At 70.5% G+C, this 25,167-nt stretch carries 28 protein-coding genes; 12 read left to right on the top strand and 16 right to left on the bottom strand.

Going from position 1 to position 25,167, the window contains the following annotated elements; all coding sequences use genetic code 11:
* Positions 1-53: 53 nt before the first annotated feature.
* The 3 genes from AB0M08_RS39415 to thrS all read right to left on the bottom strand — a co-directional run bounded on the left by AB0M08_RS39415 (position 54) and on the right by thrS (position 4,703).
* Entirely contained in the window at positions 54-503 is a 450-nt protein-coding gene (locus AB0M08_RS39415) for an HIT domain-containing protein (protein WP_364505128.1), read from the bottom strand.
* A 94-nt stretch (positions 504-597) separates the two neighbouring features.
* Positions 598-2,610, bottom strand: coding sequence for a sensor domain-containing diguanylate cyclase (locus AB0M08_RS39410; protein WP_364505122.1), 2,013 nt, complete (start codon positions 2,608-2,610; stop codon positions 598-600).
* A 95-nt stretch (positions 2,611-2,705) separates the two neighbouring features.
* On the bottom strand, positions 2,706-4,703 hold the full coding sequence (thrS, locus tag AB0M08_RS39405) for a threonine--tRNA ligase (protein ID WP_364505120.1): 1,998 nt from the start codon (positions 4,701-4,703) through the stop codon (positions 2,706-2,708).
* 217 nt (positions 4,704-4,920) lie between these two features.
* On the opposite strand from thrS, the gene AB0M08_RS39400 reads away from it, so the two are divergent.
* From AB0M08_RS39400 to AB0M08_RS39385, 4 genes are all read left to right on the top strand, one after another.
* Complete coding sequence (locus tag AB0M08_RS39400; RefSeq protein WP_364505118.1) at positions 4,921-5,610, top strand: response regulator transcription factor; 690 nt, start codon at positions 4,921-4,923, stop codon at positions 5,608-5,610.
* A 2-nt stretch (positions 5,611-5,612) separates the two neighbouring features.
* Complete coding sequence (locus AB0M08_RS39395; RefSeq protein WP_364505116.1) at positions 5,613-7,034, top strand: HAMP domain-containing sensor histidine kinase; 1,422 nt, start codon at positions 5,613-5,615, stop codon at positions 7,032-7,034.
* A 361-nt stretch (positions 7,035-7,395) separates the two neighbouring features.
* Entirely contained in the window at positions 7,396-9,522 is a 2,127-nt protein-coding gene (locus tag AB0M08_RS39390) for an RICIN domain-containing protein (RefSeq protein ID WP_364505115.1), read from the top strand.
* A gap of 45 nt (positions 9,523-9,567) precedes the next feature.
* Entirely contained in the window at positions 9,568-9,714 is a 147-nt protein-coding gene (locus AB0M08_RS39385) for a hypothetical protein (protein WP_364505113.1), read from the top strand.
* 4 nt (positions 9,715-9,718) lie between these two features.
* Here the strand turns inward: AB0M08_RS39385 and AB0M08_RS39380 are convergent, their stop codons facing one another.
* The gene (locus AB0M08_RS39380; protein WP_364505111.1) at positions 9,719-10,741 is read right to left on the bottom strand and encodes an adenosine deaminase; all 1,023 of its coding nucleotides are present in this window, start codon (positions 10,739-10,741) and stop codon (positions 9,719-9,721) included.
* Positions 10,742-10,759: 18 nt separating this feature from the next.
* The gene (locus tag AB0M08_RS39375; protein ID WP_364505109.1) at positions 10,760-11,512 is read right to left on the bottom strand and encodes a methyltransferase domain-containing protein; all 753 of its coding nucleotides are present in this window, start codon (positions 11,510-11,512) and stop codon (positions 10,760-10,762) included.
* Between the two features lie 73 nt (positions 11,513-11,585).
* Between AB0M08_RS39375 and AB0M08_RS39370 the strand changes: the two genes are divergently transcribed.
* Together AB0M08_RS39370 and AB0M08_RS39365 are read left to right on the top strand one after the other, a co-directional pair.
* The gene (locus tag AB0M08_RS39370) at positions 11,586-12,563 is read left to right on the top strand and encodes an aldo/keto reductase (RefSeq protein ID WP_364505107.1); all 978 of its coding nucleotides are present in this window, start codon (positions 11,586-11,588) and stop codon (positions 12,561-12,563) included.
* Positions 12,557-12,802 (top strand): hypothetical protein, encoded by a 246-nt coding sequence (locus AB0M08_RS39365; RefSeq protein WP_364505105.1) that lies wholly within the window; start codon positions 12,557-12,559, stop codon positions 12,800-12,802. Before AB0M08_RS39370 ends, AB0M08_RS39365 begins: the two co-directional genes overlap by 7 nt.
* A gap of 136 nt (positions 12,803-12,938) precedes the next feature.
* Here the strand turns inward: AB0M08_RS39365 and AB0M08_RS39360 are convergent, their stop codons facing one another.
* The 8 genes from AB0M08_RS39360 to AB0M08_RS39325 all read right to left on the bottom strand — a co-directional run bounded on the left by AB0M08_RS39360 (position 12,939) and on the right by AB0M08_RS39325 (position 18,536).
* The gene (locus AB0M08_RS39360) at positions 12,939-13,142 is read right to left on the bottom strand and encodes a cold-shock protein (RefSeq protein ID WP_011905669.1); all 204 of its coding nucleotides are present in this window, start codon (positions 13,140-13,142) and stop codon (positions 12,939-12,941) included.
* 371 nt (positions 13,143-13,513) lie between these two features.
* The gene (locus tag AB0M08_RS39355; protein WP_364505103.1) at positions 13,514-13,786 is read right to left on the bottom strand and encodes a DUF4235 domain-containing protein; all 273 of its coding nucleotides are present in this window, start codon (positions 13,784-13,786) and stop codon (positions 13,514-13,516) included.
* Positions 13,786-14,115 carry a DUF3618 domain-containing protein gene (locus AB0M08_RS39350; RefSeq protein WP_364505101.1) on the bottom strand — a complete coding sequence of 110 codons (330 nt, stop codon included), beginning with the start codon at positions 14,113-14,115 and terminating at the stop codon, positions 13,786-13,788. The genes AB0M08_RS39355 and AB0M08_RS39350 overlap by 1 nt, the downstream gene beginning before the upstream one ends.
* On the bottom strand, positions 14,112-14,546 hold the full coding sequence (locus AB0M08_RS39345; protein WP_364505099.1) for a phage holin family protein: 435 nt from the start codon (positions 14,544-14,546) through the stop codon (positions 14,112-14,114). The genes AB0M08_RS39350 and AB0M08_RS39345 overlap by 4 nt, the downstream gene beginning before the upstream one ends.
* Positions 14,547-14,603: 57 nt before the next feature.
* On the bottom strand, positions 14,604-15,761 hold the full coding sequence (locus tag AB0M08_RS39340) for a mechanosensitive ion channel family protein (RefSeq protein ID WP_364505097.1): 1,158 nt from the start codon (positions 15,759-15,761) through the stop codon (positions 14,604-14,606).
* 71 nt (positions 15,762-15,832) lie between these two features.
* Positions 15,833-16,639, bottom strand: coding sequence for a DUF1206 domain-containing protein (locus AB0M08_RS39335; RefSeq protein WP_364505095.1), 807 nt, complete (start codon positions 16,637-16,639; stop codon positions 15,833-15,835).
* Positions 16,640-16,679: 40 nt separating this feature from the next.
* Positions 16,680-17,000: a hypothetical protein gene (locus tag AB0M08_RS39330; protein ID WP_364505093.1), complete on the bottom strand. Its 321-nt coding sequence runs from the start codon at positions 16,998-17,000 to the stop codon at positions 16,680-16,682.
* Positions 17,001-17,030: 30 nt separating this feature from the next.
* On the bottom strand, positions 17,031-18,536 hold the full coding sequence (locus AB0M08_RS39325; protein WP_364505126.1) for a glycoside hydrolase family 3 N-terminal domain-containing protein: 1,506 nt from the start codon (positions 18,534-18,536) through the stop codon (positions 17,031-17,033).
* 117 nt (positions 18,537-18,653) lie between these two features.
* Between AB0M08_RS39325 and AB0M08_RS39320 the strand changes: the two genes are divergently transcribed.
* The 4 genes from AB0M08_RS39320 (at position 18,654) to AB0M08_RS39305 (ending at position 21,747) form a co-directional block, all read left to right on the top strand.
* Positions 18,654-18,845, top strand: coding sequence for a hypothetical protein (locus AB0M08_RS39320; protein WP_364505091.1), 192 nt, complete (start codon positions 18,654-18,656; stop codon positions 18,843-18,845).
* A gap of 49 nt (positions 18,846-18,894) precedes the next feature.
* On the top strand, positions 18,895-20,532 hold the full coding sequence (locus tag AB0M08_RS39315) for an ATP-dependent DNA helicase RecQ (RefSeq protein ID WP_364505090.1): 1,638 nt from the start codon (positions 18,895-18,897) through the stop codon (positions 20,530-20,532).
* 583 nt (positions 20,533-21,115) lie between these two features.
* On the top strand, positions 21,116-21,298 hold the full coding sequence (locus AB0M08_RS39310; protein WP_364505089.1) for a hypothetical protein: 183 nt from the start codon (positions 21,116-21,118) through the stop codon (positions 21,296-21,298).
* 11 nt (positions 21,299-21,309) lie between these two features.
* Positions 21,310-21,747 (top strand): hypothetical protein, encoded by a 438-nt coding sequence (locus AB0M08_RS39305; protein WP_364505088.1) that lies wholly within the window; start codon positions 21,310-21,312, stop codon positions 21,745-21,747.
* A gap of 27 nt (positions 21,748-21,774) precedes the next feature.
* Here AB0M08_RS39305 and hxlB read toward each other — a convergent pair whose 3' ends face one another.
* On the bottom strand, positions 21,775-22,371 hold the full coding sequence (gene hxlB, locus AB0M08_RS39300; RefSeq protein ID WP_364505087.1) for a 6-phospho-3-hexuloisomerase: 597 nt from the start codon (positions 22,369-22,371) through the stop codon (positions 21,775-21,777).
* 131 nt (positions 22,372-22,502) lie between these two features.
* On the opposite strand from hxlB, the gene AB0M08_RS39295 reads away from it, so the two are divergent.
* Both AB0M08_RS39295 and AB0M08_RS39290 read left to right on the top strand, forming a co-directional pair.
* Complete coding sequence (locus AB0M08_RS39295) at positions 22,503-23,672, top strand: hypothetical protein (protein ID WP_364505085.1); 1,170 nt, start codon at positions 22,503-22,505, stop codon at positions 23,670-23,672.
* A 150-nt stretch (positions 23,673-23,822) separates the two neighbouring features.
* Positions 23,823-24,410, top strand: a complete 588-nt coding sequence (locus AB0M08_RS39290; RefSeq protein WP_364505083.1) for a hypothetical protein — start codon at positions 23,823-23,825, stop codon at positions 24,408-24,410.
* Between the two features lie 2 nt (positions 24,411-24,412).
* On the opposite strand, the gene AB0M08_RS39285 is transcribed toward AB0M08_RS39290, so the two are convergent.
* Both AB0M08_RS39285 and AB0M08_RS39280 read right to left on the bottom strand, forming a co-directional pair.
* Complete coding sequence (locus AB0M08_RS39285) at positions 24,413-24,637, bottom strand: hypothetical protein (protein ID WP_364505081.1); 225 nt, start codon at positions 24,635-24,637, stop codon at positions 24,413-24,415.
* Positions 24,613-24,873, bottom strand: a complete 261-nt coding sequence (locus AB0M08_RS39280; protein WP_364505079.1) for a hypothetical protein — start codon at positions 24,871-24,873, stop codon at positions 24,613-24,615. Before AB0M08_RS39280 ends, AB0M08_RS39285 begins: the two co-directional genes overlap by 25 nt.
* Between the last annotated feature and the right edge of the window lie 294 nt (positions 24,874-25,167).

The raw sequence follows: 25,167 nt of genomic DNA, 5'->3' as shown, positions 1-25,167 counted from the left end.
GCTCAGGGGTCTCTCAAGCGGAGCGAGAGACCCCTGAGCACCAGCCACGACCGTTACGGCCAGGCCTTGGTGATCATGTCGCGGGTGTCGAAGAGCAGTTGGGGCAGCACCTTGGTACGGGCGATCACCGGCATGAAGTTCGCGTCGCCGCCCCACCGCGGCACGATGTGCTGGTGCAGGTGGGCGGCGATCCCGGCGCCCGCGAGCGGACCCTGGTTCATCCCGATGTTGAAGCCGTGCGGGCTGCTGACGGTACGGATCACCCGCATCGCCGTCCGGGTGTAGGCGGCCAGCTCGGCCGTCTCCTCCTCGGTGAGGTCGGTGTAGTCCGCCACGTGCCGGTACGGACAGATCATCAGGTGCCCGGGGTTGTACGGATAGAGGTTCAGCACCGCGAAGACCAGCTCGCCCCGGGCCACCACCAGGCTCTCCGCCTCCGGCAGGCCGGGCGCCTGGCAGAACGGACAGCCCTCGGGCCGGTCCGCATGGGTGATGTACGTCATCCGGTGCGGCGTCCAGAGCCGCTCCAGGCCGTCCGGTTCACCGGTCCCCGCGAACTCCCCATCCACCACAGTTGGATCCTAGGTCAGAATCCGCCTATACCGAGAGATGCGTGGCGTGCAGGTGGTAGCGGCCACCGCCCTGCCGCTTGGCGACGTACATCGCGGTGTCGGCGTCGCGCAGCACGTCGTCCGGGCCGGCGTGGGCCGGCTCGGAGAGCGCGATGCCGATGCTGGCCGGGGTGCGCAGCAGGTGCCCGTCGATCTCGACCGGCTCGTTCAGCGCGGCCACGATCCGCTCGGCGACCACCAGGGCGTCGCCGGGCAGCCGCAGGTCCTCGGTCACCACCACGAACTCGTCGCCGCCCAGCCGGGCCACCGTGTCCTCGGTCCGCACGCACTCCCGCAGCCGGTCCGCGACCACCTTGAGCAGCATGTCCCCGACGTCGTGCCCGTACGTGTCGTTGACCGGTTTGAACCCGTTCAGGTCCAGCAGCAGCACCCCGATCGACCGGCCGGTGCGCCGGGCCCGGGAGAGCGCGCCGGTCAGCCGGTCACGCAGCAGCGCCCGGTTGCCCAGCCCGGTGAGCATGTCGTGCATCGCCCGCATGGTCAGCTCGGCGGTGAGCGCCGCGCTCTCCAGCGCCAGCGACACCTGGGTACGCAGCGTCTCCAGCGACTTCACCGTGTCGGCGGGCAGTTCGCCGTCGGCCGCCACGGTCAGCACGCCGAAGAAGCGCTCGCCGCTGAGCAGCGGGAGCAGCATGATCGGCCGGCTGTCGAAGCCGTCCAGCCCGGCCAGCCCGAGCGCCGCCCAGCCCGGCGCGGTCACCGTCGCGCCGGCGGCGATCCGGGCGAGCAGCTCCGCCGGTACGCCGTCGGCCGGCACCGTCATCTCCTCGACCACCGCCACGTGCGCGCCGGAGACGTGCGCCACGGTCCAGCCGGAGCGCTCCTCGTTCGCCACGATGACCGACGAGCGGGCGTTCGGGGCATCGCCGAGCAGGGCCACGGCCGCGTCGGCGGCGAGCCCGTGCACGACCCGCGCCTCGGTGGTCCCGAGCATCGCGGTGCCCAGGTCGCTGAGGATCTGCTCGCGGGCCATCGCCTCGCGCAGCGCGGTCATGCTCGCGTCCACCCGCAGCACCAGCCGGTTGTTGTCCCGCAGCCCGACGAGCTGCCGGGCCACCACCAGTCCGGTGGCGAGCAGCGCGGCGCCGAGCGTCACCCAGACGTCCCGGTCGACGCCGGTGTGCACGACGTAGACGAGCAGCGCGTCGACCACGGCCACCGCGGCGTACGGGAGGACGCTGGAGGGACGCTGCCCGGTGACCGCGACCGACACCTCGCCGTGGGTGATCTTGCGGAGGTGGGCGACCATGCCGGCGATCAGCACGATCAGGAAGAGCTCCCGCAGGGCCAGCACGTTGTGCATCCGGTCGAGCGCGACGCCCGCGTGCTGCAGCACGTTGATCACCATCTGGATGCCGGCGCCGATCACGGCGAGCTGAATCGCCCGGCGGCTGACCTCGACCACGCCGCCCAGCACCAGGCGCGCCATCGCGAAGATCACTACCAGCGGGGCGGCGAGGGTGAGCAGGGTCAGCGGCGAGGGGCCCCCGGTGCCGAGCTCCGGGCGGGCCACGAAGTACCAGGCCACGGCGGCCCCGGCGGTCATCACGGTGGCGGTGTCCAGGCCCAGCCGCAGCTTGCTGGAGGACCAGCGGTGCCGCACCGGCGTGGTGAGCAGCGCCGCGACGAGCAGCACCGGGACGAGCGCGTCGAAGAGGAACGCCAGGGGCGCCCCGGACGGGTAGGAGCGGTCCCCGGTCACCACGCCGGCCAGTTGCGTCAGGCCGGAGCAGACCAGCGATACCCAGGCCAGCCCGGTCAGGAACAGGTGCCGGCGGGCCGCCCGCCGGCCGGTGCGGTGCGCCTCGCGGCAGCTCTTCCAGGCCAGCCAGAGCGGCACCGCGCTGATCAGCGGGGTGAAGATCGAGAACGCGACGATCTGGAAGTCCCAGTCGCCGACGCCGAGCACGTACAGCACGAACCAGATCGCGGCCAGGGCATAGCCTGCCAGCGCCACCCGTGGTGTCCGGAACCGCATCTCGGCCCTTCCCGTCCCCGCCGTCGCCCGGTGCGGCGGCTTCCATCCGCTATCAGGTCGGAAGGCGGGGACGGGACTTTAGGCCCTGTGCGGCCCTACTCGGCGGAGGGTCCGGCGTTGGTGCGGGAGCGGACCACCTCGACGACGTGCGCCACGGCCTCGTCGATCGAGACGCCGTTGCGCTGCGAACCGTCGCGGTACCGGAACGAGACGGTTCCGCCGTTCACGTCGTCGTCACCGGCGATCGCCATGAACGGGATCTTCTGCTGCTGCGCGGTCCGGATCTTCTTCTGCATCCGGTCGGTGGAGTGGTCGACCTCGGCCCGGATGCCTTCCTTGCGGAGGCGAACCACGAACTCCTCCAAGTATGAAGCGTGGTCGTCACGGATCGGGATGCCGACCACCTGGACCGGGGCGAGCCACGCCGGGAACGCGCCCGCGTAGTGCTCGACCAGCACGCCGAAGAACCGCTCGATCGAGCCGAACTTCGCCGAGTGGATCATCACCGGCTCCTGGCGGGTGCCGTCCGCGGCCTGGTACTCCAGCCCGAACCGGGCGGGCTGGTTGAAGTCGTACTGGATGGTCGACATCTGCCAGGTCCGGCCGATCGCGTCCTTGGCCTGCACGCTGATCTTCGGGCCGTAGAACGCCGCGCCGCCCGGGTCGAGGACCAGCTCGAGGCCGGATTCCTGGGCCACGTCCTCCAGGACCTTGGTGGCCTTCTCCCACTGCTCGTCCGAGCCGATGAACTTGTCGCTCTTCGGGTCCCGGGTGGACAGCTCGAGGTAGTAGTCGTCCAGGCCGAAGTCGTCGAGCAGCGAGCGGACGAAGTTCAGCAGGTGCTTGATCTCGCCGGGGGCCTGCTCGGCGGTGACGTAGGAGTGCGAGTCGTCCTGGGTCAGGCCGCGCACCCGGGTCAGGCCGTGCACCACGCCGGACTTCTCGTACCGGTAGACCGAGCCGAACTCGAACAGGCGCAGCGGCAGCTCACGGTAGGACCGCCCGCGCGACCTGAAGATCAGGTTGTGCATCGGGCAGTTCATCGCCTTGAGGTAGTACTTGGCACCCTCGAGCTCGCTCGGCGGGAACATGGTGTCCGCGTAGTAGGGCAGGTGTCCCGAGGTGTGGAACAGCCCCTCCTTGCTGATGTGCGGGGTGCCGACGTACTGGAAGCCCTCCTCGATGTGCCGGGCGCGGACGTAGTCCTCCATCTCGCGCTTGATCACCCCACCCTTCGGGTGGAAGACCACGAGACCGGAGCCGATCTCGTCCGGGAAGGAGAAGAGGTCCAGCTCGGTGCCGAGCTTGCGGTGGTCGCGGCGTTCCGCTTCGGCGAGACGGTTCAGGTACGCCTTGAGCTCGTCCCGGGAGGGCCACGCCGTCCCGTACACCCGCTGGAGCTGAGGATTCTTCTCGGAGCCACGCCAGTAGGCGGCCGCCGAGCGCATCAGCTTGAAGGCCGGGATGAGGCGGGTCGACGGCAGGTGCGGACCGCGGCAGAGGTCGCCCCAGACCCGCTCGCCGTCCTTGTTCAGGTTGTCGTAGTGGGTCAGCTCGCCGGCGCCGACCGCCGCGGCCTCCTCGTCCACGTCACCCTTGATGTCGACCAGTTCGAGCTTGAACGGCTCCGCCTTGAGCTCGGCCTTGGCCTCGTCGAGCGACGCGTACTCCCGGCGGCGGAAGGTCTGGCCAGCCTTGACGATCTCCTGCATGCGCTTCTCGAGCCGGCCGAGGTCCTCCGGCTGGAACGGCTTCTCCACGTCGAAGTCGTAGTAGAAGCCGTCCCGGATCGGCGGGCCGATGCCGAGCTTCGCCTCCGGGAAGACGTCCTGCACGGCCTGGGCGAGCACGTGCGCGGTCGAGTGGCGCAGCACGTCGAGACCGTCCGGCTCGTCGATCGCGACCGGGGTGACCACGGCGTCGGCGGCCGGCGCCCAGGTCAGGTCGCGCAGCCGCCCGTCCGCGTCACGGACCACGACGATCGCCTTCGGCCCGTGCGCCGGGAGCCCGGCGGCGGCCACCGCGTCGGCCGCCGTAGTCCCGGCCGGGACGACTAGTGGGTCGGCCACGGCGGGTGTACGGGGTGCAGACACGGTCTTCTCCATTCAGACAGCTTCAGCCTCGGCTTTCCGGGCCGTCCCCGATGCTATCCGCCGGCCTTTTTCACCATGCGCGCACGGCACGCGACATAACCCGGGCGAGGGGCGGCGGCATCGGCGGTTCGGATCGCATTTCATCACTGAGTGTCATCAAGGCATCTCACTGGATGACGCTTTAGGCATTGCCCGCCGGAGTCGGTACGGTCATCGCATGGCCACCGTACTGCTCGTCGAGGACGACCATGTCGTGCGTGGCGCCATGCTCCGTTCCCTCGCCGACCGCGGGCACGCCGTGCACGCCGTCGGCACCGCGCTGGAGGCACTCCGGCGGGTCGCCGCCGAGACACCCGACCTCGTCGTGCTCGATCTCGGCCTGCCCGACCTGGACGGCTCGGACGCGCTGCGCATGCTGCGCGGCATCACCGACGTGCCGATCATCATCGCCACCGCCCGGGACGACGAGCAGACCGTCGTCCGCCTGCTGCGGGCCGGCGCCGACGACTACATGGTCAAGCCGTTCACCGGCGCGCACCTGGACGCGCGAATAGCCACCGTGCTGCGCCGGGTGGGCCGGGCCAGCCGCACCGCGCAGCCCGCCGTGCACGAGGTCGGCGAGCTCCGGGTGGACGTCGGCGAGCGCAGTGCCACCCTGGCCGAGCAGCCGCTGGCGCTGACCCGCAAGGAATTCGATCTTCTGGCGTACCTCGCCGCCCGCCCGGGCCGGGTGGTTTCCCGTCGTGAGCTGTTGGAGGAGGTATGGCGACAGCCGTCGGTCGGCGAGGACCAGACCATCGACGTGCATTTGTACTGGCTCCGCCGGAAACTGGGCGAGTCCGCGGCGAAGCCCCGCTACCTGCGCACCGTGCGGGGGGTCGGATTCCGGTTGGTGGCGCCGGACTGAGGTTGCGGCTGGCGTACACCACCGCCGCCACCACCGCCATCGCCGCCCTGGTCTTCCTGGTGCCGCTGGGCTGGGGCCTGCGCTCCGACCACCGGGACGAGGCGCTCGCCGAGGCCGCGCAGGAGACCGCCACGGTCGCCGGCGCGATCCTCTCCGGCGCGAACGACAAGGGTGTGGCCGCCGCGATCGCGGCGGCCGGCGACCCGGTGGTGCACACCCCGGGCCTGGCGCCCACCGAGGGCGGCCGGGCCAGCGCCGCGCAGATCGACAGCGCGGCGACCCGCACCGGGGCCAGCGTCGAGAACGTCGCCGGCGGCGTGGTCCGCCTGCAGCCGGTGGTGGTGGACGGCAAGACCTCGGTGGTCGAGGCGTTCGTGCCGAACGCCGCGCTGGGCGAGAACACCGCCCGGGACTGGTGGCTGCTGCTCGGCCTCGCCGTGGTGCTGATCGGCGGCTCGGTGATCGTGGTCGACCGGCTGGCCCGCAGCTCGGTGGCGTCCGCCCGCAACCTGGTCGACGCGGCGCTCGCGGTCGGCGGCGGCGACCTCGGCGTACGGATCACCCCGTCCGGCCCGCGCGAGCTGGCCGAGGCCGGGTACGCGTTCAACCGGATGGCCGACCGGCTGGTCACCTCGCGCACCGACGAGCGGGAACTGGTCGCGGACCTGTCGCACCGGCTGCGCACCCCGCTGACCGCGCTGCGCCTGGACGCCGAGGCCCTCGACCCGGACGACACCCAGATCCTCGACCTCTCCGCCGAGGAGGTGGACCGCCGCCGCGGGATCCGCCGCATCCGGCAGGCGATCGCCTCGCTGGACGACGAGGTCAACCAGCTGATCAACACCACCCGGCAGGCGGTCGCCGCGCAGGTGGCCGCGACCGCCGAGGAGGGTCTCTGCGACGCCAGCGAGGTGGTCCGGGAGCGGATGACGTTCTGGTCGGCGCTCGCCAGCGACCAGGAGCGGCAGTACCGCGTGCTCGGCGCCCACGTGCGGATCCCGGTGCCGGTGGCCCGGGCCGAACTGGCGGCGGTGCTCGACGCGGTGCTGGGCAACGTGTTCCGGTACACCCCGCAGGGCACCGCGTTCGAGGTGGCGCTCTCCCGGCGGGACGGCTGGGTCGCGCTGCGGGTGGACGACGCCGGGCCGGGCATCCCCGATCCGGAGAACGCGCTGCGGCGCGGGCAGAGTCAGCAGGGATCGACCGGCCTCGGTTTGGATATCGCCCGGAGGATGACACAATCCACCGGCGGGTCGGTCAGCCTCGACCGGGCCGCGATGGGTGGCGCGAGCGTGGTGATGCTGATCGCCGACGCCGAGGCCACTCCGAAGACTCCCAGCCGCTTCGGTCTGGTCGGACGGGGCCGCCCGACGCGGGAACGCGAGACGCGCCGTCGCCTCCGTGAACGACCAGACGGGGAATGACGCTCCGTGACGTTCCCGAACGAATAGGCAAGCCCTTGACCGCCGCTTCCCCCCAACGGAACAAGAGTTGCTTAGAACTACTTTAAGAGCGTTCCTTTGGATCGCCCGGGCTGGCAATCTTCCCTCTGATCCCATCCGGCTTCCCGGTTCGCGCATCGCGCGTCCCCAACGCCGCGACCGGCGAGGCCCCGACGCGGTGGGAGGCGGGCACCCCATGGCCCCCTCTCACCGCGCCCCTGCAGGACGAGGAGACGCTGTGCCCGCGCACCGCAGCCCGGAGCCCAGCGGCACACCGCCCACCGGGCGGCGCCGCGCCGGGGCCGAGCGGGGACGGCGGAGATCACGCAGAGTGAGCTTCCGGATGCTTCCCGTGGTGCTCGGTGTCGGCCTCCTCGGCGTCGGCAGCGTGGTCGGCCCCAGCGTCATCGCGGCGTCCCAGGACGACTCGTCCGACTACACCCTCACCGCCCTCCCGGCCGACCTGCCGGACCAGGGCCTGGTCTACGAGGGACTGAAGCCGGCCGCGTCCAACGCGCTCTGCGCCGGGTCGTACCTGCTCTACGACGAGACCTGCACGCACGGGCCGGACCCGGCGCCCACCGGGCTCTCGGTCCGCCGCGACATGGCCGCGGTGACCGCCGCCTCCGACCTGCCCACCACGGTCGCCGAGGAGGCAGCCACCGTGCCCGCCGACGCGGAGATCGCCCGTGACCTCGGCGGCAGCGCGCTCACCGCGGACGCACCGGCCCTGGTCCCGGACGCCGCGCCCGGCCAGGCCGACTTCATCATGGGCAACGACGGGGTGGCCTGCGACGGCGACGGCCGCAGCGGCAAGCGGGTACAGATGCTCTACCTGCACACCGCCGGCGACGCCAGCCGGTACGGCGAGTTCCTCAACTCGTTCCGGACCTGGGCCGCGGGCGTGGACGCGATCTACGACGCGAGCGCGGGCGAGACCGGCGGCTCCCGGCACGTCGCGTACGTGACCACCCCGGAGTGCCGGGTGGACGTGGTCGAGGTGCAGCTGCCGGCCGGCTCGCTGGACTCGTTCGCCGCGACCGTGGACGCGCTGCGGACCCTCGGCTACAACCGGACCGACCGCAAGTACCTGATGTTCGCCGACAGCAACGTGTACTGCGGGATCAGCACCTACGTGGACGACAACCGCCCGGGCCGGACCAACCGGAACAACGGCGGCCCGTCGTACTCCCGGGTCGACTCCGGCTGCTGGAGCTCGGTGATGGCGGCGCACGAGCTGACCCACTCGCTCGGCGCGGTGCTCACCGGCGCCCCGCACGCCAGCGGCGCGGGCGGCTGCCTCGACGACTACGACATCCTCTGCGGCGAGGACCGTTCGGGGAAGACGGTCAAGCAGAGCTGCCCGAAGAACCACGAGATCCGGCTGGACTGCGGGCACGACGACTACTTCAACACCAACCCGGCGCCGGGCAGCTACCTGGACACCCACTGGAACGTGGCGCTCAGCGACTTCCTGCTGCGCAGCGACGGCGGCGACGACATCCCGGACGCGCCGGGCGCGGTGCAGCCGGACGCGAGCGCCACCGCCGCCCCGGACGCGAGCCCGTCCACCGACACCGGCTCGGTGCCGAGCGACGCCGCCGCCGCGAGCACCGAGCCCACCGTGCCCGCCACCACGCCGGCCACCAGCGAGCCCGCACAGGCCGACCCCGGCGCCACCGCCGCCGACCCGTCGGGGCTGCCGACGACCACGGTGCCGGCCGCGTACGAGGCCGGGGCGAACGGCTCGGGCGACCAGGACAGCGGCGCCCCGGAGACCGGGTCGTCCTCGGGCGACGGCGTGCAGGCGGTGCTGGAGATCCGCGACGCGACCAGCATGTCGGTCCGGCTCACCTGGAGCGCGGCGGCCAAGGACGCGAAGTACCAGGTCTGGGTGGACGGCCAGCCGGTCGCCACCACGCTCGCCACCCGGGCCCGCCTGATCGGCCTGAAGCCGGACGCCACGTACCAGGTACGGGTGACCAGCAAACAGTTCGGGTACGACGCGACCGGCACGGCGACCACCTCTCCGGTGGCCCGGCCGGTGCAGAACTCGTACTTCGTGCTGACCAACTCGCTCGCCGGCGACGCGGCCGACCTCTACGCGGCGAACACCGCGAACGGCGCGCCGATCACGCTGGGCAGCGCGGACGGCGGGACGCAGCAGCAGTGGCAGCTGGTACCGGCGGAGAACGACACGTACCAGCTGGTCTCCAAGGCGAGCAACAAGTGCGTGCTGCCGCTCGGCGGCACCCTCCAGGCCGGCACGCCGCTGGTGCAGGGCGACTGCACGACCGACACGGCCGCCCGCTGGACGCTTCAGGCCTCGGCGTACGGCTTCACGCTGCGCACCGTCGCCGGCGACCTGGTGGTCGGGGTCGGCGCGCAGCGCTTCGGCACGCACCGGGTGCTGGTGCTCCAGGCCGACACCGGGCAGCGCCACCAGAGCTGGACGGCGGTCCCGAGCTGAGACGCCGAGCCGAACGACGACGAGACGACGGGAGGAGGTACGACGATGCCTGATCTGCTGAGGCGGCCGGAGACCGAGCCGGACGAGGATCCGGCCCGGTTCAACCGGGCGCGACTGGTGCGCTGGGCGGCGATCCTGACCGTGGGAACGCTGGTCATCCTGGCGTTCCTGCAGGAGCCGCTCTACATGTGACGCCCTACCTGTGAGACGTCGAGTAGGCGTCGATCTCGGCGATCAGCGCGGCCTTCCCGTCCTCCGGCATGAAGCTGTGCCGGACGGCCGCGCGCGCCAGGTCGGCGACCCCGCCCGCGTCCAGATCCAGCAGCTCGGCGGCGACCGCGTACTCCCGCTCCAGGGTGGTGCCGAACATCGGCGGGTCGTCGGAGTTGACGCTGACCGGCACCCCGGCCGCCACCAGCCGGGCGAGCGGATGCTCGGCCAGGTCGGCGACCGCGCGCGTCCGCAGGTTCGAGGTGGGGCACACCTCCAGCGGGATCGCATGCTCGGCCAGGTACGCCATCAGCCGCTCGTCCTGGGCCGCCGCGATGCCGTGCCCGATCCGCTCGGCGCCGAGTTCCCGGATCGCGTCCCAGATCGTCTCCGGCCCGGTGGTCTCCCCGGCATGCGGCACGCTGCGCAGCCCGGCCGCCCGGGCCTTGTCGAAGTACGGCTTGAACTGCGGCCGCGGCACCCCGATCTCCGGCCCGCCCAGTCCGAAACTGATCAGGCCCTCGGGCCGCTCCTCCAGCGCGATCCGCAGCGTCTCCTCGGCCGCGGGCAGTCCCGCCTCCCCCGGGATGTCGAAGCACCAGCGCAGGTCCACCCCGAAGTCCCGGGCGGCGCCCACCCGGGCGTCCTCGATCGCCTCGCAGAACGCCACCGCCGGGATGCCCCGCTTGACACTGGAGTACGGCGTGATGGTCAGCTCGGCGTACCGGACCTGCTGGCGGGCCAGTTCCCGGCCGATCTCGTAGGTCAGCAGGCGCACGTCGGCGGCGTCCCGGATCAGGTCCACCACGCTCAGGTAGACCTCGATGAAGTGCGCGAAGTCGCGGAACGCGAAGTACTCGGCGAGCAGCGACGGATCGGCCGGCACCGGCGAGCTGCCCTCGTGCCGGGCGGCCAGCTCGGCCACGATCCGCGGTGAGGCCGAGCCCACGTGGTGCACGTGCAGTTCGGCCTTGGGCAGGCCGGCGATGAACGACGTCAGATCAGACACGATCTCCCCTATACGACGCTAGACAGAAGCCACCACGAAGATACGGCGGAACGGGAACGCCACGAGACCGTGTCGCTCCGGATAGGCATCGGTGAGCCGGACCGCGAGCTCGGCACGGAACGCGGTCCACTCCTCGTCGCCCAGCGCCGCACGGACCGGGCGCAGCGCCGTACCCTCCATCCAGCGCAGCACCGGGTGGTCCGGGCCCTCCACCGGCAGCAGGTGGACGTACTCGGTCTCCCAGGCGTCCACCGTGGCCCCGGCACCGAGCAGCAGGTCGGCGTAGCCCGCCGCGTCGTCGACCGGGTCCTCGCGGAGCTCCTCGCGCAGCGGGCCCTCGGCCAGGTCCCAGACCGCGCGGTGTCCCGGGTTGCGGAAGTTGCCCGGCACCTGCATCGCGAGCGTGGCCCCGGCCGGGAGCGAGGAGATCCAGCGGACCAGCAGCGCGGGGTGGTCCGGCACCCACTGGAGCACCGCGTTGGTGACCACCACGTCGGTCTCCGGCTCCGGCCGCCAGTCGTTGACGTCGCCGAGCCGGAACGCGACCGGGCCGGGCTCCGCCGACGCCTTCTCGATCATCTCGGGCGACGAGTCGATCCCGGTGATCCGTGCGCCGGGCCAGCGCCCGGCCAGGGTCCGGGTCAGCTCACCGGGCCCGCAGCCCAGGTCGACCACGGCGCGCGGCGTCTCCGTGGTGATCCGGCCGACCAGGTCGAAGAAGGGGCGCGACCGCTCGGTGCCGTAGCGGCGGTAGACGGCGGGATCCCACATGACGCCTCCTGAGAACCATAAAACCGTACGTACGTTTTGTTTGACCCTAACAGCCAGGCGGTAGGGTCACAGCGTGGAAAATCGAAGTTTTCGCCGGATGGGACGGACCGCCTCGGTGGTCGGCCTGGGCGCCTGGCAGCTCGGTGCCGACTGGGGTCAGGTGACCGAGGCCGACGCGCACGCCACCCTGCAGGCGGCGGTGGACGCGGGCGTCACCTTCATCGACACCGCCGACGTCTACGGCGACGGCCGCAGCGAGCAGATCGTCGGCTCGTTCGTGAAGGACCGGCCCGGCCTGACCGTCGCCACCAAGATGGGCCGCCGTCTCCCCCAGACGCCGGAGAACTACCACCTCGACAACTTCCGGGCGTGGACCGACCGTTCCCGCGCCAACCTCGGCGTGGACACCCTCGACCTGGTCCAGCTGCACTGCCCGCCGACCCCGGTGTTCAGCAGCGACGCGGTCTACGACGCGCTGGACACCCTGGTCCAGGAGAAGCGGATCGCGGCGTACGGCGTGAGCGTGGAGAAGGTCGACGAGGCGCTCGCCGCGATCGCCCGCCCCGGCGTCGCCAGCGTCCAGATCATCCTGAACGCGTTCCGCCACAAGCCCCTGGAGCGGGTGCTGCCCGCCGCCGCCGAGGCCGGGGTGGGCATCATCGCCCGGGTCCCGCTCGCCAGCGGCCTGCTCTCCGGGCGGTACACCGCGGACACCGCCTTCGCCGCGGACGATCACCGGAACTACAACCGGCACGGCGAGTCGTTCGACGTCGGTGAGACTTTTTCCGGAGTGGAGTACGAAACCGGTCTGGAAGCCGTGAACCGGCTCCGTCCGCTCGTACCGGCCGACGTCACGATGGCGCAATTCGCACTGCGCTGGATCATCGATCAGCCGGCCGTCACCGTCGTGATCCCCGGTGCTCGAAATCCCGAGCAGGCACGCGCGAACGCGCACGCCGCCGATCTGCCCCCGCTTTCCCGGGAAACACAGGAAAAGATCGCCGCGGTCTACGATGAGCTGATTCGCCCCCGGGTGCACGACAAATGGTGAACAATGAAACGGAGTCAGCCGACCGGCCACGGTTGCGAGGCTGGCTCACGATGTCTGTCGGACTGTTCCTCATCGTGCTGGGTGCGGTGTGGACCCTCCAAGGCCTCGGCTTCCTGAAGGACAGCCTGATGAGCGACCAGGTCGTCTGGGCCGGGGCCGGCGGTGGTCTCGCCGGTGTGGGACTGGTGCTCGTGGTGGTCGGCATGCGCCGGCGCTCCGCCGCCAAAACGGTCGTCTGACCAGCCGCTTCCCGGGAACGGGAAGCGGCTGCACGAAGAGGCCCCGCACCCTCGAGGTGAGGTTGCGGGGCCACGGTCGGGCCGGCCTCCGCCAGGCGGCCGGCGTCATGCCGGCCTCGTGACCGGCGGATTGGTCTCAGAGCGGGCGAACCTGCTCCGCCTGCGGGCCCTTCTGACCCTGGGCGATCTCGAATTCGACCCGCTGGTTCTCCTCCAGAGTGCGGTAGCCGCTCGTCTGGATGGCCGAGAAGTGGACGAACACGTCAGCACCCCCGCCGTCGACGGTGATGAAGCCGAAGCCCTTGTCTGCGTTGAACCACTTCACGGTTCCTTGCGCCATGCTGAACTCTCCTTCTGAAAATGCCGGCCCGCCGGACCGCGGCAGCGGAGCGCGGGACCGATGACCGTTTTCGAGCAGCGGCACCGCGAGGCGGCCCTTTCAGAGGACGTCCCATCCACTCGGCTGCGGAACACCTGACGGCCCACCCGGGATGGGGCCGGTGTCCCGCCGTCGGGCGGAAGCAGCGAACCACGTACGCAAAAACTGGCCACACTGTACCCGAAAAACGGGCCGCAAAGCTGCCCCTCGAAGGAATCCAATAAAGCGTGGCAGATATGGAAAAGGCCCCCCACTTCGTGGTTACCGAAGTGGGGGGCCGTCAAGACTCCTGTCTATACAGTAGTTGATCTAGAAGAGTTCTCGTCCCGGTACTAGCCCGGCCAATGGCCCGTCAGCCGCCGCGTGCTCACTGCGCTGCCACGATGGACGGCGGCCTTCACCACGGCGAAGATCGCGCCCTGCAGCGCGGCGGCCGCGAGGACCTCCCCCCAGCCACGCTCCTCGTCGCCGGCGTCCGGTGCGTCGACGTCCCCGGACGCCACCTTCCACACCTGCTTGAAGAGGGCACCGGCGACCGCACCGGCGGCGACACCGAGCGCGATGTTGACCGGTTTCAGGGCGATCCTTCCCATTCTTCCGGCCATCAGCGCCGCCCTCGGACGATCAGGATCACTCCGGCGACGGCGGCCAGCCCGACCGCCAGCAGCACGACGGGCGCCGCACCCGGCAGGGCCCGGGTGGCGGTACCGCGTACCGGGGAAGGGTGATTCGGGGTGATCCGGCCGGTGACCGCGGCAGCCCGGGTGAGCACCCGCTGCCGGGCGTGCTCCACCTGTTCACGGGCTCGTGCCTTGACGTCGGCGCGGGCCGCCAGGGCCTGCACCGTCTCCCCCAGATCGGCTCGCGTCCGCTGGATCTCGGCCCGCAGCGCCACCAGGTCGGGCTTCGCCTTCGATCCGTTCGTGTCCGTCATGCCCGGCTACGCTCCTTGACCGCGTGCTTGACCTCGTCGACATCGGCTTTCAGGCCGGTGATCGCGGCCCGGGGCTCGGGCGGGACCGCGCGGCTGATCTGGCGCTTGCCGAGCAGCGCGAGCACCCCGGCGACCAGGAAGATCGCCACGGTGACCACCAGGGCGGCGAGCCAGAGCGGCCACACCAGGTTCAGCGCGATGACCGCGGTGGCGATGACCGCGCCGACCCCGTAGCCGGCCAGCACGCCCGCGCCACCGAAGAGGCCGGCGCCGATCCCGGCGTGCTTACCCTTCTCCGCGAGCTCCGCCTTGGCCAGGGTCAACTCGTCCCGCACCAGCTTGGTGAGCTGCTCGCTCGCGCGCTGCACCAGCTCGGCGGTGGACTGTTCCGACAGTGGTCGCGTGGATGTGCCGTTCAGGACATCGGCCATCGTGTCCCCCCTTTCCCTGGTGTCGGGTGTATGCCCTGATCAGCCCCGAGTCAATCCTCAGCGTGTCGTGAGAGCGGGTTCACCCGGCCCGCCGAACGCCTGGCCGCGCGCCTCGCCGTCGTCGCCGCCGCTGAACACCCGGGCGTCCTCCGAGTCGCCGCCGAAGATCGTCCGGCGGGCCGGGGCAGACGGCGCGTGCCCCATCTCGGCGCGGGTCCGGGGCAGCGTGCCGCGCTGGTGCTCCCACATGAAGCCGACCAGCGCCTCCCGGACCAGGCAGCGCAGATCCCAGAGCGCGGGCGCGTCGGCGGCGCTGACCAGGGCGCGCAGCCGGACCATCCCGCCGACCGCGTCGGTCACCTGCAGCACGCAGACCCGCTGGTCCCAGAGGTCCGAGGCCTCGCAGACCCGGCGCAACTCGGCGCGGAGCGGCTCGATCGGTGTGGACCAGTCCACGTCCACCTCGGCCGTGCCGAGCACCGCCGAGGTGCTCTTGGTCCAGTTCTGGAACGGCTTGGTGGTGAAGTACGAGGTCGGCATGATCAGCCGCCGGTCGTCCCAGATCTGCACGGCCACGTAGGTCAGGGTGATCTCCTCGATCCGGCCCCACTCCTGCTCGACCACGACCACGTCGTCGACCCGGATCGCGTCGCTGAACGCGAGCTGCAGCCCGGCGAAGACGTTGCCGAGCGTGCTCTGCGCGGCCAGCGCCGCGATCACCGAGACCAGGCCGGCCGAGGCCAGCACGCTGGCGCCGAGCGCCCGGATGCCCGGGAAGGTCATCAGCATGACACCGGCGGTGAGCACCACGATGCTCGCGACGGTGACCCGCCGCAGCATCACCACCTGGGTCTTGATCCGGCGGCGGCGCAGGTTGTCCGGCACGTCGGTGCGCCACCGGGCCAGTGCCATGTCCTCCAGCACCAGTAGCAGCGCGCCGACCAGCCAGGCGAACGCGCCGATGCAGAGGAGCACCAGCGCGTGCAGGGCACCGGCCCGGCCGGGGAACTCCCCGGCGTAGACCCGGATCGTCTGCTGCGCGGTGATCAGGGTGACGGTGGCCAGGAACGGCCGGTGCATGGTCTTGCCGAGGTCGGCGGCGAGCGCGGACCGGCGACCGACCCGGATCATCACCTTGTGCGACGCCTCGACGAGCACGACGGCCACGGCGACGGCCACGGCGACCGCGAGTACGGCGGTCAGAGTGCTGGACACGAAGAATTCCCCTCCACGATCGGGTGCGGTCTCAGCGCCTCACCATGCCCCGTGGAGGGGAGGGACAATCGTCAGATCTTGCGATAACGCGATTGTGCGAGGCAGTACACACCGAACGCGGCGATACCGATCGCGATCAGGGCCAGCACCCAGACGCCCCACGGGTGACCGGCGAGGGTCTTCAGGGCGGCGTCCAGGCCACGGGCCTTGTCCGGGTCGTAGGTGACGGCGGCGCTGACGAAGAGCACCCCGGAGATCGCGTACGCGAGGCCCTTGGCGCTGTATCCCGCCTGACCGAGCCGGATCACCGTCTGCGGCGCGCCGGTCAGGTGGCGGGTGAACTTCTTCCGGAGGCCGTAGACCGCCATGCCGATCCCGACGCCGAGCACCACCAGGCCGGCCAGCCCGACCAGCCAGCGGCCACCGGTCGCGTCCATCAGCCCGGCGGACTTGCTTTCCGAGTTGTCCCCCATCGAGGCCTTGGCGCCCTGGACCACCTTGATCGCCATGAATCCGAGGTATCCGTAGAGCACCGCCCGGACGCCGGAGACCACCCGTTCGGCGATCGCCGTCCGGTCCTGGTCGCCGCTCTCCCCGATCGCCGCCTCGAAGGCCTGCCAGAGGGCCATCGCGAAGAGGCCGACCGCGATCGCCACGAGCAGGACCTCGCCGTACGAGTGCGCGGCCATCTCCTGGAGCGCGCCGGACTGGTCGCTCTCCTTGCCGGACCCGCCGAAGGCGACCTGCAGCGCGATCCAGGCGAAGAGCAGGTGGATGACGCCGTAGCCGATGAAGCCGGCGCGGGCCAGCAGCTCCAGCGGCTTGCTGTCGGCGGCCCGCGACGCGTGGTACTTGACGTGGGAGGTCGTGGAGGACATGCCCCCAATGTGACCGGGAGCGACGTCCGTCAAACGTCGGCTACTGCCGGGACACCTGGAGCTGGATCGCGTCCTGGGTCACGCTCGCGAGCGACACCTCGAGACCGGCCACCTCGGTCGCCTGCTCGCCCTTGGTGAGCGTGACCTGTTCGCCGGCGATCTCCACGGTGACCGTGCTGTCGTCCGCCTTGACGAACTCGGCGTCCACCCCGAGCACGCTCACGCTGGCGTTCGTCTCCCGCTGGATGGTCACCGTGCACTGGTCGACGCCGCAGCTCACGTCGTCACCGCAGCCGGTCAGGAGGGTGGCGCCGAGGACGGCGGTGGCGAGCACGGCGGCGAGGCGCTTGGAGATCAACACATGTCTACGGTACGTGGCCGGGGCAACCCGTCAGGCGGCGACCGGGACGACGGCCCCCGCGATCAGCTCCGCCGCCGCCAGCCCGCACGCCCGGGTCGCGCCGAATGTCGCGATGTGCACGCCACCCACGACCGTCATCGGGATGCCCATCTCCACCACGATCGCGTCCGGCCGGACGGCCAGCATCCGCTCCAGGGCCCCGGCGATCCAGCGGTGCCGGTGCGCGTCCCGGACCACCAGCACGATCGGGCGCCCCACCGGCAGCAGCCCGCGCGGGTCCGCTCCGGCGAGATCGTTCTCGGTCACCCGGACCGACGTGGTGCCCGGCAACAGGTCGGCCAGCGGCGCGCCGATCCCCCACGGCGTCTCGCTGCCGATCGCGATGTTCCGGGCCGGCGCGAACTCCACCACGTGCGGCACACCGCTGACCGGCAGTCCGCGTCCCCCGTCCGCCACGGTCACCCGCACCGCACGCCGGGCGGCCGCGAAACCGACGGCCTCACCCGGGGCGATCCCCTTCCGCATCTCCCGGGTACGCGTGGTCCAGGCGCCGAGCTCGCGGACCCGGGCCGCGGCGTCACGCAGCCGCCCTTCGGGCAACTCCCCGGAGCGGACCGCCGCCACGATCGCGTCCCGGAGCCGGATCGCGGTCTGCTCGTCCGCGTGCTCCCCGCCCACACAGATCGCGTCCACCCCCGCCGCCAGCGCCCGGACCGCGGCACCGGCCAGCCCGAAGCGCCGCCGGACGCCCTGCATCTCGATGGCGTCGGTGACGATCAGCCCGCCGAAGCCGAACTCCTCGCGGAGCAGCCCGGTCAGGATCCGCGGGCTCAGCGTGGCCGGCAGTTCGGGGTCGAGCGCCGGGACCATCAGGTGCCCGGTCATCACCGCCTTCACCCCGGCGGCGATCGCGGCGCCGAAAGGGATCAGCTCGCGGGCGGCCAGCTCGGCGGCGCTGCGGTCGATCAGCGGCACGTCGTGATGCGAGTCCACGCTGGTGTCGCCGTGCCCCGGGAAGTGCTTGGCGCACCCGGCCACCCCGGACTCCTGCAGTCCCCGGACGAACGCCGCGGTGTGCCGGGCGACCAGATGGGGTTCGGCGCCGAATGCGCGTACGCCGATGACGGGGTTGTCGGGGTTGTTGTTGACGTCCGCGTCGGGTGCGTAGTCGAGGGTGATGCCCGCGCCGGCGAGCTCCCGGCCCAGGTCCCGGGCGACCGCCTCGGTCAGCTCCGGGTCGTCGATCGCGCCGAGCGCCAGGTTGCCGGGGCGCGAGCTGCCCAGCCGGCACTCGAGGCGGGTGACGTCGCCGGCCTCCTCGTCGATCGCCACGATCACGTCCGGCTGCTCGGCCCGCAGCCGCGCGGTGAGCGCCGCCACCTGGGCGGGCGACTCGATGTTCCGGGCGAAGAGAGCGACCCCACCGAGGCCGGCGCCGAGCCAGCGGCGTACCCAGTCAGGCGCCGAGGTTCCGGTGAAGCCGGGCTGGAGAACGGCAGCGGCCAGCATCGGCAATTCGCCCTGATCAGACATCAGTCCCCCGTTGTGTGAACGTTCTCGTAGCGCCCCGGGGACCTATGGTCACACCCGGTCGCGGGTTTAGTCAACAAACCTTTCTATTAGCTATGCGCATCGAGTCGGTACGATCGGCGCGTGCCCCCCACCCCCCTCACGGAAGCCCTCGCCCCCCTCACGGAAGCCCCCGCCCCCCTCACGGAAACCCTTGCCCCCCTCGCGGAAGCCACCGTCGACTGGTCCGAGGTGCATGCCGTCCGTCTTCTGGGCGTCGCCCTCGCGGTGCTGTTCCTGCTCTGGGCGATTCGCCGCATGTTCGGCGGCAAATAGGGGTACCTGGCGGCAACCTCACGGACTCCCCCGAGTGATCTGGACGTCGATGAAGCTCCCTATCTACGGCCCTCGCCTGCGCAAGGTCGCCCGTACCCACTTCGGGTGGCCCTCGCTGCGGCCCGGCCAGTTCAAGCCGATGCGCGCCGTACTGCGCCGCAAGGACGCCCTCGTCGTGCTGCCCACCGGCGCCGGCAAGTCGGCGATCTACCAGATCCCGGCGGTGCTGCTGCCCGGCCCGACCGTGGTGATCTCCCCGCTGCTCGCCCTCCAGCAGGACCAGATCGCCGCGCTCAACGAACGGAACGATCCGTTGACCCGCGCGGTCCGGGTCAGCTCCGCGGAGACGCCGAAGGAGCAGCGCGAGGCGATCCAGGCCATCCGCGAGGGCCGGGCCGAGTTCCTCTTCATCACGCCCGAGCAGCTCAGCGACCCGGAACGGCAGGCCGAGGTGCGCGCCCTCAAACCGGGCCTGGTCGCGGTCGACGAGGCGCACTGCATCTCGGCCTGGGGACACGACTTCCGCCCCGACTACCTCGCCCTCGGCGACATGATCAAGGCGATCGGCCGCCCGCCGATCCTGGCGCTCACCGCGACCGCGTCACCCCCGGTCCGCGAGGACATCATCGCCCGGCTGCGGCTCGCCAAGCCGGAGATCCACGTGTCCGGGCTGGACCGCGCCAACCTCTTCCTCGAGGTGGCCTACTGCCCGGACGAGGACTACCGCTGGCGCAAGCTCACCGCACTGCTGGACGAGGCGGAGCGCCCCGGCATCATCTACGTCGCCACCCGCCGCGCCGCCGAGGATCTCGCCGAGCGCCTCAGCACCGCCGGATACTCCGCCGACTACTACCACGGCGGGATGGCGGCCGGCCTGCGCGAGGAGCGCCACGAGGCGTTCATCGACGACAAGATCGAGATCATGGTGGCCACCTCGGCCTTCGGCATGGGCATCGACAAGCCGAACATCCGCTGGGTCGCGCACGTCGCCCTCCCCGACTCCCCGGACAGCTACTTCCAGGAGATCGGCCGGGCCGGACGCGACGGCGCCCCGGGCCGCGCCCTGCTGCTCTGGCGCTCCGAGGACGAGGCCATCCAGCGCTTCTTCAACGGCGGCGGCCCCGACGAGGCGGAGCTCCGCGAGCTGGCCGGCGCCCTGCACAGGGGACCCACCACGAAGACCGCCCTGCAGAAGGAGACCGGTCTCGGCCCCCGCAAGATCGCCCAGTACCTCGCCCTGCTGGAACAGGCGGGCGCGGTCCGCACCGACGCGAAGCACCGGCTGACCGTCCCGGCCGGCGCCCCGCTCCCGGCCGCCGCGGCAACCGCCGCCTGCGCCGAGTTCGAACGCCAGCAGACCGTGATCAAGTCCCGCACCGACATGATGCGCGGCTTCGCCGAGTCCCGTCAGTGCCGCACCGAGACCCTGCTGGCGTACTTCGGCGAGGAGATCCGCCACGAGTGCGGCCACTGCGACAACTGCGCCAGCGGCAGCGCCGAGGCGGTCAACGCCGCCGAGGCCGAGGGCCCCTTCCCGGTCCACAGCCGCGTCCGCCACGGCGGCTGGGGCACCGGCATGGTGATGGGCTACGAGGAGGAGAAGATGACCGTCCTCTTCGACACGGTCGGCTACAAGACCCTCTCCGTCCCCGTCGTGGTCCAGCAGAACCTTCTCGACCGAGCGTAGCGCGCGCCGATTTTATGACATACCGACATGTACGGAATTTTCCGGTGGTCATATCGCGACTTCGCCAGTCGCATCGACAGCCTGGGCCAGCCCTAGCCCGATCAAGCCTCAGCGGCCGGCGCCGCTCAACTGGCCGCACAGGTGCGGATGCGTGCTGCCGTTGGTCGCCTACACGCCCTCGGTCCGGAGCCGCTGGCCAGCTTGGTCGCCCAACTCCCCCAGCCGTTGCAGGACCTTTACAACGCCGGAAACGTCGGCGTCGCGGTCTGGCCGCTCCTCCGGCTTCTCGATCAGAGCGAAGCAGTGGAAGGGCCGAGTCCGGACTGAATCCACCAGGCCATCCGCCGTGAACGCGCTCGCGGTCTTGATCGCCCGGTTCGAGCGGGAGCACCCAGACGATGTGTAGGCTCCACTCAGTCGCCACAGGCCACAAAGGACGATGGACAGATTCGGCCATTCGGTCACCATGGTGTCACCGTTCGGCCACGTAGCGCGCCGTTACTCGCAGTCGGTGTGACGTTTCGGCACACTGTGACCGGAGTAGATCCGGGCATATGGTGGGCGGAAGGGCGCAGAACGTCGCATGAGTGAGCTGCCGTCGCACATCGGCCGGTACGCGGTCAGCCGGAGGCTCGGCAAGGGTGGCATGGGTGAGGTGTTCCTCGCCTATTCCTCGGCGGGATCACCGGTGGCCGTAAAGCTGATCCGCAGCGACCGACTGGATCCCGAATCTGACGGTGGGTGGAGCACGGGGCTGATCTTCTAGGGAGGCGACGGGTGCCTGACCAGGCAGGTTTGCTGTCCGTGCTGGCTGGGGTGGTCGCAGCCGCGGTGTTCGCCATGGTCCGTCGCCACAAGGCGGAACGGCAAGAGATCGCTGACCAGCTACACACGACGCAGCTGGCCGTCGACGTGATCCGCTCCTCTGAACAGCTCCTTCAGGCTGCTTCGGCACAACCACCAGGTGGGAAACCTTCGTGGATTCCTCTGCTCGAGGACGACGAACGCTTTCGGTCTGCGGCTCGCCGGCTCGCCTCGGGCTCCCTGTCCTCGCCGGTGACCGTTACGCTGGCCGAGGTGGAGCGGGCACGTCAGCAGGTGCTTCTGGCGATGACGAGCCGCGACGCGGAGTTTCTCCGGATCGCCACGCGCGGGCTAGGCGAGGCGGTCGAAGGCTTCGCGGCGGCCACGTCAGTGATGGTACGACTGGCGTAGCCGGCGCACCCGGTTCAGCGCCGCCAGTCAGCCCAGGTTGGCGTGGCGACGATACATCGCCGCAGCGTCGATATGGCTCTGCTGCCACAGCGTGTTGAAGACTCCCTCGAAGGCGAACAGCGTCACCTGCTCGAAAAGCGTGCCAGCGTACTGACGAGATCCGCGGGCCTCGTCGTGGTTAGTCTTCTCCGGGGCGGGAACCGCCAGGACGACCTTGGCGAGCTTGGCCAGTTCCGAGCCGCTGTTCGCGGTGACCGCGACGACGGCGGCCCCGCTGCCGGCGGCTTGACGGGCGGCGTACACAACGCCGTTGGTCGATCCCGAACCGGACGCGGCGATCAGCAGATCGTCGGCGGCGATCGCCGGTGTGGTCGTCTCACCAACGACGTACACGGTGAGGCCCACGTGCATCAGCCTCATCGCCGCCATCCTCATCACGAACCCGCTCCGGCCATTGCCGACAACGAACACGGCACGAGCATTCCGCAGCAACGTGGGCAACTCCTCCCATGGCTGCCAGTCCATGCCGCCGGTCACCTGCTGAATCTCACTCACCGCCTGATCGCAGCCCTCACGGACGCTGTGACTCTCAGGCATGTCGATGTCCTCCTGTTCGCCGGGCACGGTGTCGTCGCCGCAATGGTTTCACCCAACAGTGCCGAGTCGGGGATAAAGTGGAAACAAGAGGACGAAGATCACCACCTACCGGACAGCACGTCGGAGCCGACGGCGGGCGCAGCCAATCGGAGGGCCGGGTGGCACAGGGTTTCATCGACTGGGCGAGCCTCACCGAAGTCGCGAACAGCTACGCCGGCCCGATGCGAGAGGCTTACCGCTGGTCAGCGGTCTCCGGAATCCAGGCCACCTGCGGCATCGTCCACGGTCAGCAGTTCCGGGTCCTGCCCAGTCCGGGGAGTCGGCGCCCGAGCACCAAGGGCCCGCACGACATACTCCGGACAGCGGTGACCAACCTCGTCGACAGCACCCACCTACCCGCTGGCACCGTGGATCGGACTGCGGCCGAGATCAGCCGCTGGGCCTTGGACGACACGGCCCGGCTCCGCGGAATCATCGACTCCTGCATGACCGACCCCGACAAGGTGTACGGGCCGGGAAGCGGCTTCGATCAATGGCTGGCCACGGCGCTCGGCGCGAACCGGGAGGCAACCGCACTCCGTGTCGGAGGGCTGTTCGACCTCGGGATGCGCGCACCGCTTTGCGCGGTCCTTCAGGTCAGCGACCAGGAGTTGGAGCAGGCCTGGCAGCACTCGACGGAGGCTGCCGTCCTCGGCCCGGACAGTGACCTGTATGCACTGGTCAGCAGGGCACACCTGCTGTGCATCCTGCTCCGGGGCCGCTACCACGACCTCGTCGCCCGCAGCGCTGGCATCCAGGTCATGCACCACCCCGTCCGGGCGCCCATGCTTCCCGACCTGCCGGAGACGAACAACCCACCGGTGCCGTACGAGTTGACCAACTCCGAGCGCTTCATGGCCCAACTTCTCTGGGCCAGCGGTTTCACCGAACGTAATGTGGACCGCCGAATCCGGCTCTGGGCGGACAACGTCCGCCTGGTGCGAGTCGGCGTCCTGACCGAGACGATCGACCTACCGCACCGGACGAGCGAGACCCGCGCCCTCGACACCGCGGTGGACGCGGCACGCAATGTCGGGGTACGAACGCACGCCCGACTGATCGACGACGGTATCGATCTACTCGTGGCAGCCGGGTTCGGAGTGCTCACCAGTTTCGTGGTCAACGGATGGCCCGACATGATCGCCACCCTTGCCGCGTACGCCGGTTCCCACCGAGAGAAGCTCGGCACCAGCGTCGCCAAGCAGGCTCTCGACAACAACCGTCGACTGCGGCAACTCGCGGAGACACCTGGCCGCGTGACCGGCCATTTCGCACCCGGCACCAAGTAGAGGACCACACCCCGGGCATGCAGATCGAGGTCGTCGGCGACGTTGCTGGGAATCACGCACCAGCCGTGGCCCCCGGTTGCGAAGTAGGGCTCCGAGTTCGGCATCACCTTCCTCGTCCTCCCCGCCCGCGCCGCCGTCTCGCTGGAACTGATGTATACCGCTCTGACCCGGCAGAAGACGAAGGTGGTCATCCTGCACGAAGGTACCCTCGCCGATCTGCGAGACCTGGCGGGCCCGTTACGTTCGGAAACCGCACGGCGGCTGACCGACCTGTTTCGTACACCCGATCCGGTAACCCTTCAGGTTCAAGGGCAGTCCCGCCGTTTCGATCGCGCGTTGCTGCACGTGTGGTCCGGCGGGATTCCGATGGCGTCCAAGAACGAGGTCATCATCGCGGGGCTGCTCGACCAACTCGTCCCCGGCCGCTGGCAATACGAACAGTCGTTCACCGGCGCGGACGGCCACACGGTACTTCCCGATTTCACCATCGCTGCCGATGACGGGCGCGTCATCTTCCGAGAGCACGTCGGCATGCTCGACCTGCCGGACTGCGCCACCAAATGGGAACGCAAGAAACAGTGGTGCGCCGACAACGGGCGTCCTGGCCCACGCCCAAGGCGGCGGCTCCGGCAGCGTGGCCAGGCGGGCCGCCAAACGCACAGGACGGCGCGCCGAACCCGGACGATGAGGGGACTGCTTTCGCATCCACCTGTCGGGTGGTTCGGACAGGCCAGTTGAAATCAGTAGACGCCGTCGAAGATGTGGTGAATGTGGCTGTTGTCGTTCACGCTGTCGTTCATCGCGGCCTTCACGATGGCGAAATCGGTTTCGGTGACACGGGCGATGACGTGGGCCAGCAGCAGCGAGTTGACCATGACCGGCCAGGTGGGCGGGGTGATCCACACCTCGGGTCCATCGGCGTCGGATCTGCCGTTACGGGTCAGTTGAGCGTAGTAGCTGCCCATGCCGGAGTCGTAGCCCCGGTCCAAGGTCGGCGCGGCAGCACCGTGGTGCGGGCTGCGCCCCACAGTCGCTGCTGCTCACCTGCCTCGATGGTGTCGCGAACCAGGTCCAGGATGTCGGCACCGTCGATGTGCGGCGAGACCTCGCAGATCGCGACGGCAACGTCGTCGACGTGGTGACGCCCACCCCGACTGTCCGAGCCGAGGCGGACGATTAGCTGGATCAGGTCGATGCTCACTGTCCGAGCACCGCCGCTACGTCGTGTTGCACGAGCATCAGGTCGACAATCTCCTTGGAGCCGTCGTCGATCACGACCACCGTCTCCTTCGACGAGGAACATGACCGGCGGGTGCGCACCGACCAGCCCGGTGCCGGCAAGACCAACTGAATAATCGGCAGGGAAGGCGGCGAGTTGCTCAGGTGCGCCTGAACAGGACAGGAAGATCAGGCCCGTCGGGAGTCTCTGTCCCGTCGTCGTCCGCCCGGGCAGCAGCACGCGCGGGCAGGGACTCCACCTCCGGCATCTGCGGGG

Source organism: Actinoplanes sp. NPDC051851 (assembly GCF_040681165.1).
Lineage (GTDB): Bacteria > Actinomycetota > Actinomycetes > Mycobacteriales > Micromonosporaceae > Actinoplanes.
Note: the sequence above shows the minus strand (reverse complement) of the source record. Positions and strands in the feature narration are given on the sequence as shown.

Coding starts and splice junctions, on each gene's coding strand:
- AB0M08_RS39415 (WP_364505128.1), bottom strand. CDS start 503: ATGACGTACATCACCCATGCGGACCGGCCCGAGGGCTGTCCGTTCTGC.
- AB0M08_RS39410 (WP_364505122.1), bottom strand. CDS start 2,610: ATGCGGTTCCGGACACCACGGGTGGCGCTGGCAGGCTATGCCCTGGCC.
- AB0M08_RS39400 (WP_364505118.1), top strand. CDS start 4,921: ATGGCCACCGTACTGCTCGTCGAGGACGACCATGTCGTGCGTGGCGCC.
- AB0M08_RS39390 (WP_364505115.1), top strand. CDS start 7,396: ATGCTTCCCGTGGTGCTCGGTGTCGGCCTCCTCGGCGTCGGCAGCGTG.
- AB0M08_RS39385 (WP_364505113.1), top strand. CDS start 9,568: ATGCCTGATCTGCTGAGGCGGCCGGAGACCGAGCCGGACGAGGATCCG.
- AB0M08_RS39375 (WP_364505109.1), bottom strand. CDS start 11,512: ATGTGGGATCCCGCCGTCTACCGCCGCTACGGCACCGAGCGGTCGCGC.
- AB0M08_RS39365 (WP_364505105.1), top strand. CDS start 12,557: ATGGTGAACAATGAAACGGAGTCAGCCGACCGGCCACGGTTGCGAGGC.
- AB0M08_RS39360 (WP_011905669.1), bottom strand. CDS start 13,142: ATGGCGCAAGGAACCGTGAAGTGGTTCAACGCAGACAAGGGCTTCGGC.
- AB0M08_RS39355 (WP_364505103.1), bottom strand. CDS start 13,786: ATGGCCGGAAGAATGGGAAGGATCGCCCTGAAACCGGTCAACATCGCG.
- AB0M08_RS39350 (WP_364505101.1), bottom strand. CDS start 14,115: ATGACGGACACGAACGGATCGAAGGCGAAGCCCGACCTGGTGGCGCTG.
- AB0M08_RS39345 (WP_364505099.1), bottom strand. CDS start 14,546: ATGGCCGATGTCCTGAACGGCACATCCACGCGACCACTGTCGGAACAG.
- AB0M08_RS39335 (WP_364505095.1), bottom strand. CDS start 16,639: ATGTCCTCCACGACCTCCCACGTCAAGTACCACGCGTCGCGGGCCGCC.
- AB0M08_RS39315 (WP_364505090.1), top strand. CDS start 18,895: ATGAAGCTCCCTATCTACGGCCCTCGCCTGCGCAAGGTCGCCCGTACC.
- AB0M08_RS39310 (WP_364505089.1), top strand. CDS start 21,116: ATGAGTGAGCTGCCGTCGCACATCGGCCGGTACGCGGTCAGCCGGAGG.
- AB0M08_RS39290 (WP_364505083.1), top strand. CDS start 23,823: ATGTATACCGCTCTGACCCGGCAGAAGACGAAGGTGGTCATCCTGCAC.
- AB0M08_RS39285 (WP_364505081.1), bottom strand. CDS start 24,637: ATGGGCAGCTACTACGCTCAACTGACCCGTAACGGCAGATCCGACGCC.